Source organism: Streptomyces sp. NBC_01549, assembly GCF_026339955.1.
Taxonomy (GTDB): Bacteria; Actinomycetota; Actinomycetes; order Streptomycetales; family Streptomycetaceae; genus Streptomyces.
Genome location: NZ_JAPEPW010000001.1, coordinates 6,462,726 through 6,475,917, shown reverse-complemented (window position 1 = coordinate 6,475,917; position 13,192 = coordinate 6,462,726). Strand labels below are relative to the sequence as shown.

At 68.3% G+C, this 13,192-nt stretch carries 14 protein-coding genes and 2 pseudogenes; 11 read left to right on the top strand and 5 right to left on the bottom strand.

The annotated features are described in order from the left end of the window. The first annotated feature begins 19 nt into the window (after positions 1-19). The 3 genes from OG819_RS29000 to OG819_RS28990 all read left to right on the top strand — a co-directional run bounded on the left by OG819_RS29000 (position 20) and on the right by OG819_RS28990 (position 2,967). On the top strand, positions 20-859 hold the full coding sequence (locus OG819_RS29000) for an SGNH/GDSL hydrolase family protein (protein ID WP_266622787.1): 840 nt from the start codon (positions 20-22) through the stop codon (positions 857-859). Between the two features lie 617 nt (positions 860-1,476). Continuing rightward, positions 1,477-2,457 (top strand): helix-turn-helix domain-containing protein, encoded by a 981-nt coding sequence (locus OG819_RS28995; protein ID WP_266651535.1) that lies wholly within the window; start codon positions 1,477-1,479, stop codon positions 2,455-2,457. A gap of 63 nt (positions 2,458-2,520) precedes the next feature. Beyond that, positions 2,521-2,967, top strand: coding sequence for a hypothetical protein (locus OG819_RS28990; protein ID WP_266622789.1), 447 nt, complete (start codon positions 2,521-2,523; stop codon positions 2,965-2,967). Between the two features lie 44 nt (positions 2,968-3,011). Here OG819_RS28990 and OG819_RS28985 read toward each other — a convergent pair whose 3' ends face one another. Together OG819_RS28985 and OG819_RS28980 are read right to left on the bottom strand one after the other, a co-directional pair. Next, positions 3,012-3,299, bottom strand: a complete 288-nt coding sequence (locus tag OG819_RS28985; RefSeq protein WP_266652871.1) for a transposase family protein — start codon at positions 3,297-3,299, stop codon at positions 3,012-3,014. 110 nt (positions 3,300-3,409) lie between these two features. Continuing rightward, positions 3,410-4,006 (bottom strand): hypothetical protein, encoded by a 597-nt coding sequence (locus OG819_RS28980; RefSeq protein ID WP_266622793.1) that lies wholly within the window; start codon positions 4,004-4,006, stop codon positions 3,410-3,412. A gap of 243 nt (positions 4,007-4,249) precedes the next feature. Between OG819_RS28980 and OG819_RS28975 the strand changes: the two are divergent. The 4 genes and pseudogenes from OG819_RS28975 to OG819_RS28960 form a co-directional block, all read left to right on the top strand. Beyond that, positions 4,250-4,381 (top strand): annotated as a pseudogene (locus OG819_RS28975) (SGNH/GDSL hydrolase family protein); the annotation flags it as partial. Positions 4,382-4,884: 503 nt separating this feature from the next. Continuing rightward, positions 4,885-5,157, top strand: coding sequence for a hypothetical protein (locus OG819_RS28970; RefSeq protein WP_266622795.1), 273 nt, complete (start codon positions 4,885-4,887; stop codon positions 5,155-5,157). A 279-nt stretch (positions 5,158-5,436) separates the two neighbouring features. Then, positions 5,437-6,774, top strand: a complete 1,338-nt coding sequence (locus tag OG819_RS28965) for an IS110 family transposase (RefSeq protein WP_266647905.1) — start codon at positions 5,437-5,439, stop codon at positions 6,772-6,774. 224 nt (positions 6,775-6,998) lie between these two features. Next, positions 6,999-7,330: pseudogene (locus OG819_RS28960) on the top strand (DUF721 domain-containing protein); the annotation flags it as partial. Positions 7,331-7,396: 66 nt separating this feature from the next. Here OG819_RS28960 and OG819_RS28955 read toward each other — a convergent pair. Next, positions 7,397-8,458: a peptidoglycan-binding protein gene (locus OG819_RS28955; protein WP_266622797.1), complete on the bottom strand. Its 1,062-nt coding sequence runs from the start codon at positions 8,456-8,458 to the stop codon at positions 7,397-7,399. Positions 8,459-8,695: 237 nt separating this feature from the next. Here OG819_RS28955 and OG819_RS28950 point away from each other — a divergent pair, with 237 nt between their 5' ends. Continuing rightward, positions 8,696-9,601, top strand: coding sequence for a DUF2690 domain-containing protein (locus OG819_RS28950; protein WP_266622798.1), 906 nt, complete (start codon positions 8,696-8,698; stop codon positions 9,599-9,601). A gap of 45 nt (positions 9,602-9,646) precedes the next feature. Here the strand turns inward: OG819_RS28950 and OG819_RS28945 are convergent, their stop codons facing one another. Next, positions 9,647-10,357 (bottom strand): hypothetical protein, encoded by a 711-nt coding sequence (locus OG819_RS28945; RefSeq protein ID WP_266622800.1) that lies wholly within the window; start codon positions 10,355-10,357, stop codon positions 9,647-9,649. A 294-nt stretch (positions 10,358-10,651) separates the two neighbouring features. On the opposite strand from OG819_RS28945, the gene OG819_RS28940 reads away from it, so the two are divergent. Genes OG819_RS28940 through OG819_RS28930 form a run of 3 tightly spaced genes read left to right on the top strand, consistent with a single transcriptional unit; the run spans position 10,652 to position 12,305 of the window. After that, complete coding sequence (locus OG819_RS28940; protein ID WP_266651534.1) at positions 10,652-11,257, top strand: hypothetical protein; 606 nt, start codon at positions 10,652-10,654, stop codon at positions 11,255-11,257. Continuing rightward, positions 11,254-11,910 carry a hypothetical protein gene (locus tag OG819_RS28935; RefSeq protein ID WP_266651533.1) on the top strand — a complete coding sequence of 219 codons (657 nt, stop codon included), beginning with the start codon at positions 11,254-11,256 and terminating at the stop codon, positions 11,908-11,910. Before OG819_RS28940 ends, OG819_RS28935 begins: the two co-directional genes overlap by 4 nt. Further along, on the top strand, positions 11,907-12,305 hold the full coding sequence (locus tag OG819_RS28930) for a DUF5958 family protein (RefSeq protein WP_266622804.1): 399 nt from the start codon (positions 11,907-11,909) through the stop codon (positions 12,303-12,305). The genes OG819_RS28935 and OG819_RS28930 overlap by 4 nt, the downstream gene beginning before the upstream one ends. Here the strand turns inward: OG819_RS28930 and OG819_RS28925 are convergent. Beyond that, a complete protein-coding gene (locus OG819_RS28925; protein ID WP_266651532.1) occupies positions 12,220-13,176 on the bottom strand; it encodes a DUF4253 domain-containing protein in 957 nt (318 codons plus the stop codon). The two genes, OG819_RS28930 and OG819_RS28925, sit on opposite strands and share 86 nt — an antisense overlap. Positions 13,177-13,192 lie beyond the last annotated feature (16 nt).

Below are 13,192 nucleotides of genomic sequence, written 5' to 3'. Positions count from 1 at the left end.
GGTTACCATCTTGTCCGCCATGCAGACGAATGCCACCTACACCAGTCTTGTCGCGGTCGGCGACTCCTTCACCGAGGGCATGTCGGACCGGCTGCCCGACGGCTCCTACCGCGGCTGGGCCGATCTCCTCGCGGGCCGGATGGCCGCGCGGACGTCCGGTTTCCGGTACGCCAACCTCGCGGTACGCGGCAAGCTGATCGGCCAGATCGTCGAGGAGCAGGTGAACGTGGCGGTCGCGATGCGGCCCGACGTGATCACCCTCGTCGGCGGACTCAACGACACCCTGCGCCCCAAGGTCGACATGGGACGTGTCCGCGGTCTCCTGGAGGAGGCCGTGGAGCGGCTCGCTCCCGCCTGCGAGCGGCTCGTCCTGATGCGCAGCCCGGGCCGCAACGGTCCGGTGCTCGAACGGTTCCGGCCGCGCATGGAAGAGCTCTTCTCCGTCGTCGACGGGCTCGCGGAACGGCACGGCGCGCTGGTGGTCGACCTCTACGGGGCGCCCTCGCTCGCCGACCCCCGGATGTGGGACGTGGACCGGCTGCATCTGACGGCCGAGGGGCACCGTCGGGTCGCGGAGGCCGTCTGGCAGACGCTCGGGTACGAGCCCGAGGACAAGGAGTGGCGTACGGCGATGCCGCCGACGGCGCCGCCCGGCTGGGTCGCCCGCCGTGCCGCCGACGCCAGCTTCGCCAAGCAGCACCTGCTGCCGTGGATAGGACGACGGCTGACGGGACGCTCGTCGGGGGACGGCCGGACAGGCGCCCACTTCAGCGCTGAGTTGGGCGAAGCCTTCTGGGTCACACCTGCGAACCACACAAACCCCGGCCCTGTAACGGACTGGCGACGGGTGGAGCCCTGACCCGGAGCACCGCCCGCCTGCCATGCACCGATCAAACGCGGGGCCTCACCCGCACGAGGGGTCCAGTACTGGTGAGGTCGCGTATTCAACTGTCGCCAATTCCTCGTAAAGTCCTGCCTGCTGGTGACCGTGTGTGGTCGCCGACTGGGTGCCGGCTCGAAGTCCCTCCGGCATCGGCGGAGGGTCGGTCGTGGTGACGTGGTGGTAGCCGAGGGGCGACGACGGGGGCGGGCTGCTGACCGCTGCGGCGCGGTCCGGTGTCAATGGCGGTGAATTGGTACGGCGGCCGACCTCGACGCCGTGGCCACACCGGCAGGCCGCCCCCTGAGCCGACCTCACACCTTCCGGCTGTTCAAGCAGTCCTCGGCCGTCACGTTCCCAAGATCCTGGACCCGCACACCGCCGCAGCTCGTGTTGCGCAGACTGCGCAATCCGGGTGGGCATCCAGTCCGCACACATCAGGCGCCGTGCGCAGCGTCGTGTGCTTCGACCGGAGTTGGAGGGCCTGATCGAGGTCTGGACGTTGATTGCTGTGACTGGTGGACTCTTGTCCTGCCTTTCATTGGGAAGGGTAAGAGGCAAGCCGTTCAAGGACTTGTGAAACGGCGAGGAGGGACATGCTGAGCAAGACCGTGTTCCGGAGCGATGATCTGCCGGCGGCGGACCGGTTCGACTGCTGGCGCGAGCTGGTCAGTCGGACCCATGCTCCGCTGGAGTTGCGCAGTGACCATCGGGCGGATTTTCGGGCTTCTCAACGTGTGCTCGACCTCGGTGCTGTATCGGTGTGGCCCACCACGTTCCAGCCGGTGTGCTTTCGGCGATCGCCGAAGCTGATCCGGCAGTCGGATCCCGAGGGGCTGCACGTTTCTCTGCCGTTGAGCGGGGCGCTGCGCACAGTGCGGGGTGAGGAGGAGGCCGAGTACGGTCCGGACAGCCTGTGTGTCGTCGACACATCGCGCACCGTCGACGTCCATGGGGGCGATGGCTCTCTTCCGCATACGGGAGTTGGGCTGGAGGTCCCAAAGGCCCTGTTGCCTCTGCCGCGGAACCGGCTGGACCACGTGACCGGTCTGCGATTATCGGTGCAAGAAGGATTCGGCGCCTTGTTGAGGCAGCTGCTCACTCAGCTGGCGCGAGGCACCGATTCGTACCGGCCCGCCGATGGGCCGCGGCTCGGGTCCGTGGTGGTTGACCTGCTGTCAGCGCTGTTCGCCCAAGCCCTCGAGGCGGAAAGCTCGCTACCACCGGAAACTCGCCAGGAGACTCTTGTCTTACGCATCCGGGCGTTCGTGCGGGATCACCTGCACGACCCGAACCTGACTCCCGGCGCCATCGCTGCGGCGAACCACATATCCCGCAGCTACTTGTATCGACTCTTCGAGCACGAAGAGGAGTCGATCGCTGCCTGGATCCGTGGACAGCGCTTGGAAGGCGCCCGCCGCGACCTCGCGGAGCCCGCCCTGGGGGCCACCCCCATCCACGCCATCGCCGCCCGCTGGGGCTTCCCCCGGGCCGCCGACTTCACGCGTGCCTTCCGCTCCGCTTATGGCATTCCCCCAAGGGACTACCGCCAGGGAGCCCAGCGTTTCCCCGAGTAGACGCCACACCAATCGGGTGTGGATTCATCGCTAACGACGCCCCTCTGTCCGTCCGCCAGTCTGATGGTGACTCCGGTACCGACGCCCGGAACTGTCAGTCCGACAGCGCCGCTGGAGATCACCAGTCCTCCGATCGGCTTGTCCGCGCCGGTGAGCGCACTGGGCAATATGAAGCACACGTGCAAGGAATTGGGTGCCGGTGAACTGTGTGTCCTGGCCTTGTCGGCGGGCAATGGCCGCATCGGCTCCGCCATCGTTTCGTATCATAAGAAGTCGGGCGCGACAATCCGAGCCAAATTGGGGCTGCTCGGCCATAGCGCGGTAGGTCAGGGTTCAGCCCGCCGAACGGGCTGGCGCACGGTCAAGAAGGGGGACAGCACCGGCAAACAATGGAAGGACGTGCGGGTGGTGGGCGAGTGCAGCCCGGTCTACGGATTCGAGATCTGGGGGGAACTCCAGGTCAAAGGCGGGTCTACCTACGCGACCGAGGATCTGACATTCAAATGCTGAGCCCGGGTCTCGCCCTCTAGAAATTGTCCCGTACGGGGCGTGAGTTATCCGGTGAGGGCCAGGTTGTGGAGCCGGGCGATGCCGAGCACGGCCTGGTGAACGCCGTCGCCCTTGAGCCGGCAGTCCCGCAGGATCCTCCAGTTCAAGGTCACCTTCGGGCAGGCAGAGTTCTCGCAGTACAGACGGCGCACGCTCAGCTCGATCCGGACCGGTCGGCTACCGATCGCGACGTCGGACACGTGCCGTACATAACGGCTGTAGATCCACTGGCTCAGCGTGCCGCACGCCGTACACCCTGCCGGTGCAGGGGACCGTGTCCGGGCCTGGACCACCACGACAGCGCCGAACAGGTAGACGAGCGAGCTACCGACGGAATTCTTTGACCCGCGAAAATGTGGCTCGCCTTGCGTGCAATTCCCGCGCTGAGGCGTGTGGGTTCCCGTCAGAACTTGCCCATGTGCTCCACAGTACGATGCCCCAGCTGCTGGCTGAACGTCGCGCAGAAGCCGACGGAGAGTGGCGGCCAGCCCCAGAAGTCGAAGGCGAGGGCACCCACCGCGAAATTGGACTCCCATTGCCACTCTGTGACCGAGACCGAAGCGCCGCAGGCGGGGCAGGGGGCACTCCCCTCACCCGTTTCCTTCCAGGCGGCGATGCCGTCCTTGAACGGCTGCCAGACATCCTCGTCCGCCTCGAACTCCTCGGGATAGTTGATGATCACGGTCTTGATTTCGCACCGTGGGCAGACGGCGTACTCCGCATCGTCCGCTCCCTGACCGCCCACGTGGTACTCGCGCCCAACGACGACAGCCACCGGGCCCGGCAGCCAGTCCGGGTCCGATGAGTCGGCAACGGCCCGCGCCCAGTCAGGTCCTGGCACATAGCCCTCGTCCACGGTCAGGCTGTACACACCGTCGCTGGACACCTCACGCGTGATCAGGCCCTCAGTGACCATCCAGGCGACCATCCGCTCCGCCAGCGGCCCGGCCTCCTCGCCGGCCACCTCGACGTCGACGATCCGCTCAAAGAAGTCACCCATCGTCTCCCCCTCCTATTGATCAGTCCCGGATACTGTGTCACCACGCTCTGACACCAGCCCCGGCATCGGTAAGGGAATCAGGGGCGGGAGGTGCCCGCAGCTCCTGACCCCGCGACTGCCATTTCGTCGGTAGCCCCGAGCAGGCCATGGGTGCGCGAGCCGCGCCGGATCTTGGGGACCATCAAGGGCGCCTCTTGACCAGGGTGTCATCCGCGTCGCTGGGGGTCGGCCTCGTGGTGTCGCACCGGCCGGTCCTCTGGGGACGGCCGGACAGGCGCCCAGTTTAGCGCTGAGCTGGGCAAAGCCTTCTGGGTCACCCCTGCGGACCACACAAACCCCGGCCCTGTGACGGACTGGCGACGGGCGGAGCCCTAACCCGGAGCCCCGCCCGGCTGCCGTGCACCGAATAAACGCGGGACGCCGCCTTACTCCCTGCCGTCGCCCGCTGTTGTTTGCCGATCCGCGGCTGGCGTCGTAGCCTCCCGCTCCACGCGCCCGATCGGACCGAAAGGAAGCGGGATGACCGAGTCGTTCGAGGAGCTGGAAGACCGTACAGGGCCACCCTGAACCGCATGATCACGGCTTAGCTTGACTCCTGATCAACGGGCATGCGCGAGCCGTTCCGATGACCGATGCAGTTGTCGAGGTGTCCGTTGTCCCTCCGCCCGAGCGAGTTCGTCGCCCGCGCCGGCGGCATCGTCGTGCAGTCCGTCGGCAGCGCCATACGGACGACCAGCTGACGACTGACATTCCCCGGACCTGCTGGCCCTTCACCATGAGCGGGTTCCGAAGGGCGCCCCGATCGTTGGACGGGACATGGAACTGGAAGTGGCCGGGCCGGGCGTCGAGGAGCACGCGGCCGCGGCGGCCGATGCCGCGTGCGAGCTGGCCGACGCGGTGACGCCCGACACCTGGAGCGCCGACGCGGAGAGGACGCCGTCGACGCGATCGACATGCTCACTGAGGCCCTCACTGCGATCGCCCCGGAGACCGCCCGGATCCTCGCCGCGATCCCGGCCGCCACCGCCATCCTGCGTCGTCGGCTCTCCCTGCAGCCCGAGGCCGTCGTCGCGGTGCCCCCGTCTCGCTCTGGCCGAACCCGTCGCCGGGGCCTGGGACCAGGCTGGAAGGGCATGAACGCAGCCCGCTGAACAGCGGCCATGCGCCGATGCCCGCTCCTGGTAGTGGTTGCCGCAGGTCAGTCCCCCTGTTCCCTTCGGGTGCGCCTTGCCGGCGTGAAAACATGGCTGCGGCGCCTGCCCGCCGACGCCGGTAGCTCGTTGGGACGTTGAGCCCGTAGGTCAGTCTGGTGCCGGGGCCGCAGAGGGGCCACGCACTGTTGCCATCGAGCACGCCGGTCAGATTTTCGCTCCCCCCGCGGCCCCCTGGGCAGGCGTCGGCCCGTACGGATCGATACCAGGGAGTTGTGCATGGCGGACACCGACGACGGTGGCGTCGAGGAGATCGAGCAGGCCGAGGAGCTCGTGGCCCGTGTCGCGGCGATCGATATCGCCAAGGCGTCGGGCATGGTCTGTGTGCGGGTGCCGCACGAGGACAAGCCCGGCAAGCGCGTGCAGCGGGTCTTCAACACCGTCGCGACCAGCGGCGCGATCCTGGACCTGGCCGACCACCTGGTCTGCCAGGGCGTCACCCGGGTGGTGATGGAGGCGACGTCGACCTACTGGAAGCCGTACTTCTTTCTGCTGGAATCGCGTGGTCTGGAGTGCTGGCTGGTCAACGCCCGTGACGTCAAGAACGTCCCGGGCCGGCCCAAAACCGACCGCCTGGACGCGGTCTGGCTGGCCAAGCTCACCGAACGCGGCATGCTCCGGCCCTCGTTCGTACCCCCGAAGCCGGTCCGTGAACTGCGCGATCTGACCCGGGCCCGGGCCGTCATGACCCACGAGCGCACCCGCCACAAGCAGCGCACCGAGAAACTCCTCGAGGACGCCCAGATCAAGCTGTCCACCGTGATCGCCGACATCTTCGGCGTCTCCGGCCGGGCCATGCTGGAGGCACTGATCGCGGGCGAACGCAGCCCCAAGGCGTTGGCGGACCTGGCCCACGGCACCATCAAGGCCAGCCACAGCACCCTGGCCGAGGCCCTGACCGGCCGGTTCGAAGAACACCACGCCTTCATGTGCCGGATGCTGCTGGACACCGTCGACTACCTCACCGTGCAGATCGACAAGCTCACCGCCCGGATCACCCTGCGTCTGGCCGAGCTGTCCACCACCGAGGACGACGAAGGCCCCGGACAGGGCACCCTCATACCGATCACCGACACCGAACGCCTCGACGAGATCCCCGGCGTCGGCCCCAGCACCGCGCAGGTCATCCTCGCCGAGACCGGCCTGGACATGACGGTCTTCCCCACCGCCGGCCATCTCGTGTCCTGGGCGAAACTCTCCCCACGCACCCTCCAGTCCGGAAACAAGAACACCTCCGGCCCCACCGGCAAAGGCAACCCCTGGCTCCGCGGCGCCCTCGGCGAAGCAGCAATCTCCGCCGCCCGCACCGACACCTTCCTCGGCGCCCGCTACCGCCGCATCGTCAAACGCCGCGGCCACATGAAAGCCCTGGTCGCCGTCGCCCGCTCCATCCTGGTCGCCGTCTGGCACCTCATGAACGACCCGACCGCCCGCTACCGAGACCTCGGCCCCGACTTCCACACCCGCAACCTCGACCCGGCCCGCAAGAGCCGCGACCTCGTCCGCCAGCTCAAGGCCCTCGGCCACGACGTCACCCTCACCCCGGCAGCCGCCTGACATCCCACGACCCCACCGCCCCACACCAGCCCCCGACCGTCACCATCGAGGGGCTATCTCGCCATCCCCATCTGACCGTTGAGTTTTCCGGTCAGACCGTCGCTAGCACCTCAGTGGTGTCATGCTGCTGCGCGTCCCACCGAGCGAGGGCCGTGCACAGCGTGGAGGCGAGGTCGGGCGCGGTGTGCCAGGTTGCACGGTGGAAGCCCGTCCAGGCGGCCACGACCGCGCCCAAGGCGCCGGTGAAGACCAGGGAGACGGCCTCGCCCCGCTTCCATCAGGCGCTCGCCGCGCACCAGGCAGCCGCGCCCGCGCAGCGGGTCGACCCCGGGATCGCAGAGGCCGGGGAGCGGCAGACGAAGGCAATGCGCGAACTCAGCCGCCTCGCCTTCCCCGAACCGCCCCTGACGGAGGGCCAGCCCCCATCGAGGACGCCCATGTCGAGCGCCACCGCCAGGCCGGCGCCACCCACGCCGCCGCCCTGCGACGGGCGCGGGCCTGGCGGGCGGGCGTAGCGTTCCCCCAGGCGTCTCAGCCAGTCGCAAGGACGGCATGAGCGATACGAGGGGGCTTCCCGGGCGGCGCCTGCCACCCGGGAAGCCCCCTCCAACGGAGTGATGTGTCAGCTGACCTGAAGGGTCAGGTTCTTGGGCCAGTGGGCCTGGTTGAGGTGGGCGAACAGGTTCTTGATGTCGGCGGGGGCGAGCTTGATGCATCCGTAGGACTTGTAGCTGCCCCGCCAGCGGCTTTCGCCGTTCTTGGTCATGTTGCTGTGGATGAACAGATCGCCCCGCGTGACACCCGTCTTGCCCTGCTTGGTGTGGCACGGCTTGTCCTCGAGGTGGATGGCGTAGCCCTTGATCGCGGTGTTGCGGTTGGTCTGGTGTCCGAGGATCTTGTAGGTGCCGCTGGGCAGCCAGCCGAGCTTCGTGGCGCACTCGTTCGTGCTGCCCATGCCGGACCCGGCACGGTAGCTCTTGACGATCCGGCCGTCGTGGTAGAGGGCGAGCTTCGAGTTACCCGGGGCGCTCAAGTTCTTGGTGAACTTCAGCCGGTACCCGCGTGGGGCGGGGGTGGTGCCCGCGGGGCCGTTCACCAGGGCGTTCCAGGTGTTGGGTCCGACGATGCCGTCCGCGCGCAGGTGGTGCTGGCGCTGGAAGGCCTTCACCGCGGACGCGGTGCCGGAGCCGAACGCGCCATCCGTCTTCGCAGCATGACCCCGAGCGGTCAGGAGTTGCTGGGCTGCGGTGACGGCGTGCCCGCGGTTTCCGGAGCGCACGGTGACGATCAGCGCGTTCCAGGTGTTGGTGCCCACGACGCCGTCCGCGCGCAGGTGGTGCTGGCGCTGGAAGGCCTTCACTGCGGACGCGGTACGGGAGCCGAACGCGCCGTCCGCTGTCGCCGCGTGCCCCCGAGCGGTCAGCAGGTGCTGAACTGCGCGGACCGCCGGCCCGCGGTTGCTGGAGCGCAGCGTGGGCCAGTTCCGGGCGTGCGAGGCACCGACGGCCTTCGCGCCGGGGTGGGCGGCGTGCAGCGGCTGGGCCAGGTGCGCCGGGTGGGTGGTGCCGGCGTCGTGGGCGGCGGCGATGCCAGCGGGTGTGGCCAGGCCGAGTACGGAGAGGAGCCCGGCGGAGGCGGCTGTGGCGGCGGCGATCCGCAGGCCTGTGCGGTACTTCGTGTTCATGATGGTTCGCCCTTTCGTGTCATGTCTTCGGGCATGTCCGTGACGCGCCAGGGCATGGCGCGGCCAGGGACTACCGGGGAGGGGATTGGCCGGGACGTTTTCTCCGGCTGACGACAACCTTGGACCATGTTCCGAGCCGGTTCTACGCTGATCGCGGTACCGGCCATACGCGCATATACACCGCGGCGTGTATGGGGTTTGACCTGGTGCTTGAAACTGGACAGAGGGAGCGTGCGGGTGGACACCCAGCCTCGAGACGACGCCGACAGCGGCCAGGAGCCGCCGACTTCCGCAGGGATCGAGCTGGGGCAGACACTCAAACGCTGGCGCGAGGAGAGCAACCGGAGCCAGAACGTGGTCGCCAAGAAGCTCGGGACTAGACAACCGACGGTCTCGCGATGGGAATCGGGGGCCACGCTCCCCGCCATCGAGGCGATCCAGGCGCTCTGGCGGATCCGAATGCAGGCCACCGAAACGCCACCGAGCGACGCGGAACTCGACCGGGTCCTGGAACTACACCAGCGCGCGGAGACGGAACGCGGCCGCTTCCCTAAGCAGTCCGCGCCATCGGCATCCCCAACGACGACGGCCTCAGCAGCTTTACCAGCACCGGCGGAAACCGGAAAGAAGGGGAGCGTGCTGACGATCCTCACCGCCTCGGGGGTGGTCGTTGCCATGGTGGTCGCGTTCATGGTCTGGCAACACTTCGCCGGTTCCACCCAAGCCGGAGGAGCGGACTACCCGTCGACATCAGCGGCATCGGCCCGGCCCGCACCGCCCGCCACATGCAGCGGCGCCTCCTGCACGTCCGTGGAGCCGACCACCACGGTGTGCGCGCAGGACGCCACCACGGCGTACAGTGGCCGCAGCTACGGAGTACGCGTCGAACTGCGCTACAGCCGCCGCTGCCACGCCGCCTGGGCCAAGATGAGCGGCACCTCCCCCGGCGACCGGATCACGCTCGCTGTCGGGAACGACGATGAAAATTCACAGGAGTACCGGCAGCAGACCGGTCATGACGCTCACACCCGCATGATTCACGTGGACGACGTGAGCGGTGTCCGTGCCTGTGCCATTGTCGAGGGCCGGGGCACCGTCTGCGCCACCACCAAGGCCGTCTCCGGCATCACCACACGACCGTGATCGGCTGCCCTGAAGTGTGACGGCTGCTCAGACCGCGGACATGAGTCAGCCGCGGCGGCCCTGGCGGACGGTGACCAGGTGCCGCCAGCGCTGCCGGGGGGCCACCTCCCCGTCGATCCAGCCAGCGCTCGATGCCTGGGGCAGGGGCAGGCCGGCCATGAAGTGGGCGATGTCGTTGTAGTAGCCGTAGTCGTCACCCGAGTTGAGGGCGATGCAGCGGGTGAGCTGGTCTTCCGAGGCGGTGACGGGGTGGTGGATGACGAGCGCGAGTTCGAGGACTGCTTGTACAGCGGTGATATCGGCGGCGTCGATCTCGGCGCGCAGCACGCGAGCGCCTTCGAGGTCGGAGAGGGTCCAGGCGTCGCGGGCAAGGACGGCGACCTGTGCGGTGAGGGCGGTGGCACGCTGGTCGAGTCCGGCGAGGAGCTGCTGGGCGAGGGTGATTTCGTCGTCGGTGCGGTCGGGGGCGGTGAAGGCGCAAGTGGGAGCGATGTGGGCTTGAGCGATGGCCTGCTCGCCGAGGTTGCCGTGCTGTTCGGCTTCCGCGCGGGCGGCGGTGTAGCAGGGGGCGGCCTGGTCCATGTCGCCGTGGGCGAAGTGGATGTCGCCCAGGACGCGGTTTTGCCAGCCGGGCCAGTCGAGGGTACGGGCGGTGGCGAGCGCGGTGGGGAGGGCGCCGGCCGCGCGGGCAAGGTGCGCGAGGCCTCGGGTGGCGTCGGGGACGAGTCGGCCTCCTGCTTCGTCGACGTAGCGCATGTCGTCGCGGGAGGCCGCATTCTGGCCGAGGTCTCGGTGGGAACGCGGGGCGGCCCTCGAACACGCCGAAAACAGCCATCGACCAGGGCGTTCACGAATACCGCTGGCCAGGCTGGACAGAAGCGGTTGAAGATCGCTTCCCAGTTGACCGGAGATCGTTTCCCGCTGATGGGGCGGCCACTCGATATGGAGTGGAGTCAGGACGGCTACGCAAGGCAGAGTGGGATGGTGAGTGAACTGTGGGCACATACCCTGACGTGGGCAGATGTGGATCCGGCTCGACATCCGTTCGAGATGGACGACGATGCGGCGGAGGAGTTGGCGAGCCTTGTCGCGCCCTTGCTGCCCAGCGCTGAAGTCGCTCGCGAGGATCGCTGGCGTTCTTTGGATCCCGTCACCGAGTTCCTGGCGGGCCGGTACGGCCGATGGGCCTGCGGATGGAACTGGTCGGTCGGTGAGGGCGACGTCGATGGAGGCGTCGTCGAGGTGTGGTGCTGTTCATCCGACTCCGTGACGACCCCGGATGCGACTGCCCCGCTGGCTGTTGAGGCCCTTCAGGAATGGCGTGGCTGGCTGGAGGACCTGGCGGATCGGTTCGCGGCCCTGACTCCGCTGGGGAACACCCCGGTGACTTCGACGGACCACTGGTACTGGGAGCGAGCATGCACCCGCCTGGTCACCGTGGTGGCCGACCGCACCCAGGCCGAGAGCGGCTGGTACGGGCACTGCATGCAAGTCCTCCGATGGTTCCTCGCCTACAACGGCATCGACGAGGGCCAGGCCCAGGAGATCGTCGAGAAAGCGGTCGGCGGCCGGTTCGGCAGTTGGATCGCACCTGACGTTCCGGCGGTCGACGCGGTGAGCTCGCGGTTCGCCAGAGGCGTGGGCGGAATCAGATGACTTCCGGGCCCGGCCAACCGAAGGACAGCCTCGCCGACTGGATGCTCGACCGGACGGAGGTCTCCTGGCCGTCCTGGCGCGGCGTATGCCCCGTCTCTGAAGCACCGGCCCGCGACGGCTTCCGGAATTTCTTCATGACAACGCGAGGCGGACGTGACAGCGAGGGAACCGCGCGGGTCCTGACCGCCCTCGAGTTGGCCTTTGCCGACGCGGAGCAGGGCAGGCCGCTGACCTTCGCCCTCATGGCGAAGTGGCAGCGGACCGTGCTGGGCCACGACGTCGTCGTCTTCCGCACGATGCCGGCCTTCGCGAAGGGCGGACGGGAGCGCTACGGCCTTGCACCCGATACGCGGGCGCGATTCGAGCGCTGTCTGTCCGAGAGCGCTCAACCGGATCTGCCCCTCCCCTCACGCGCTGCCCGGACCTACCTCGACATCCTCTTCTTCCATCCGTTCGAGGACGGCAACGCGCCCGCGGCCATGCTGGCGTTGGCCTTCGTCCTGGCACGGGAAGGCGTCCTCCTCGACCAGGTTCACCCACTGCAGACCACCCGCTGGGCCGACGACGCCGAAGGCGCAGCCGATCTGGCGGTGCTGCTCGGAATCCTGATCACCGCTGCGCAGCGGCATCTGTCACACGGGAAGCAATCATGAACGAACGCGACGTCCTGCTCAACGAGCTCGCGCAGGGGCTGCGCCCGATGTCAGAAGGCATTGAATGGTTCGACGGCCTCGGTCAGGAGGAGCAGTCCGAGGTGCTGCTGTTCCTGCGCCATCACTGCGTCCAGGCGCGCGCCGTCGCCGAGGACGCACCGGAGAGCATCCGCCGTGCCGGGCTGCGCCCGACACATACGCCCGCAGTGCTGATCTCACGAGGCCGGATCGACGAGCAACTGGGAAAGATCGCCGGTCTCGCGCCTCTCAACGAACGCCGCAAGGCGTTCCGGCTGCTGATCGCGGTGCTCACGATTGCCGACGCGCGGCGCCGCGAGCGCTTCTGCTCTGGCGGCTGCAGTCACTGGTGGCACAGACTGTCCGCCGTCGCCTGAAAACCCAGCACCACACCCCTGAAGGCCAGTTCCCGGTTGAGCGTCTTCTGCGGAGCGGATCAGTCCCACCAGAAGTCCCAGTGGTGGGCGCCGACGATCCGCCGGCGTATGCGGCCAGTGTGTACGGCCTGCTGCCCTGCCAGATGTTGTCCGGGCAGAAGGCGAAGTGCTCGGCCGCGACCAGGAGAGCCTCGTGCTCGTCCACAGGTGGTGCGGCGACGCTGAGGTGCAGCGTGGAGAACCCGACCGCGACGACACGGGCACCGAAGCGGTGTTCCCAGTCACGGAGGACCGCAGAGAACTTCGCGGTGTCGTTGTCGTAGTTGCAGGGTCCGGCCCAGCCCGCAGCCGTCAACGCCTCGGCACCGGACGCTGCGGCGACCAGTCCCAGACGTGTCTGTGGGCGGTCGGCGAGGAACGCCTGCGCGAACTCGGCGGCCAGTTGATCGGGGTTCGTTGCCGTCTCCCGGCTAGGCGCGAGGCCGGGCCAGGTCTGTCCGAAGGGGGCCGTGACGGCGAGGCGCCGGTCGGTGTCGAGGATGTCGTCGTCTTCATCGACGGCCGTGTAGGTCGCCCACCACTGCGCGAGCAAGCTGGCAGGGTCGTGGCTTGCCGCGAAGGACATCTGCTCGGGGAAGACCTCCCCGGATCCCCATGGGCGGAATTCGCCGTCGTTCGGATCCACCGAGTCGAGCAGCAGCGGCCACAGGCCAAAGCGTGTGTGTTCGGCGCGCATCCGCGTCCACAGCACAGCTGTGGCCGGCCCGTCACTGAGCCACAGGGGCTGTACGTCTCCGTCGCCTTCATCGGACGTGACCATCCGACCCGGCGGGAGCAGGCCCTCACAGCTCAATCGGGCTTCAGGGCGCATGCGGCGGATGCTGCTA

Bases quoted from the DNA above. Each gene is read 5' to 3' on its own strand.
- OG819_RS28995 (WP_266651535.1), top strand. From the start codon at position 1,477: ATGCTGAGCAAGACCGTGTTCCGGAGCGATGATCTGCCGGCGGCGGAC.
- OG819_RS28935 (WP_266651533.1), top strand. From the start codon at position 11,254: ATGACTTCCGGGCCCGGCCAACCGAAGGACAGCCTCGCCGACTGGATG.
- OG819_RS29000 (WP_266622787.1), top strand. From the start codon at position 20: ATGCAGACGAATGCCACCTACACCAGTCTTGTCGCGGTCGGCGACTCC.
- OG819_RS28980 (WP_266622793.1), bottom strand. From the start codon at position 4,006: ATGGGTGACTTCTTTGAGCGGATCGTCGACGTCGAGGTGGCCGGCGAG.
- OG819_RS28955 (WP_266622797.1), bottom strand. From the start codon at position 8,458: ATGAACACGAAGTACCGCACAGGCCTGCGGATCGCCGCCGCCACAGCC.
- OG819_RS28930 (WP_266622804.1), top strand. From the start codon at position 11,907: ATGAACGAACGCGACGTCCTGCTCAACGAGCTCGCGCAGGGGCTGCGC.
- OG819_RS28990 (WP_266622789.1), top strand. From the start codon at position 2,521: ATGGTGACTCCGGTACCGACGCCCGGAACTGTCAGTCCGACAGCGCCG.
- OG819_RS28945 (WP_266622800.1), bottom strand. From the start codon at position 10,357: ATGCGCTACGTCGACGAAGCAGGAGGCCGACTCGTCCCCGACGCCACC.
- OG819_RS28925 (WP_266651532.1), bottom strand. From the start codon at position 13,176: ATGCGCCCTGAAGCCCGATTGAGCTGTGAGGGCCTGCTCCCGCCGGGT.
- OG819_RS28940 (WP_266651534.1), top strand. From the start codon at position 10,652: ATGGACGACGATGCGGCGGAGGAGTTGGCGAGCCTTGTCGCGCCCTTG.
- OG819_RS28965 (WP_266647905.1), top strand. From the start codon at position 5,437: ATGGCGGACACCGACGACGGTGGCGTCGAGGAGATCGAGCAGGCCGAG.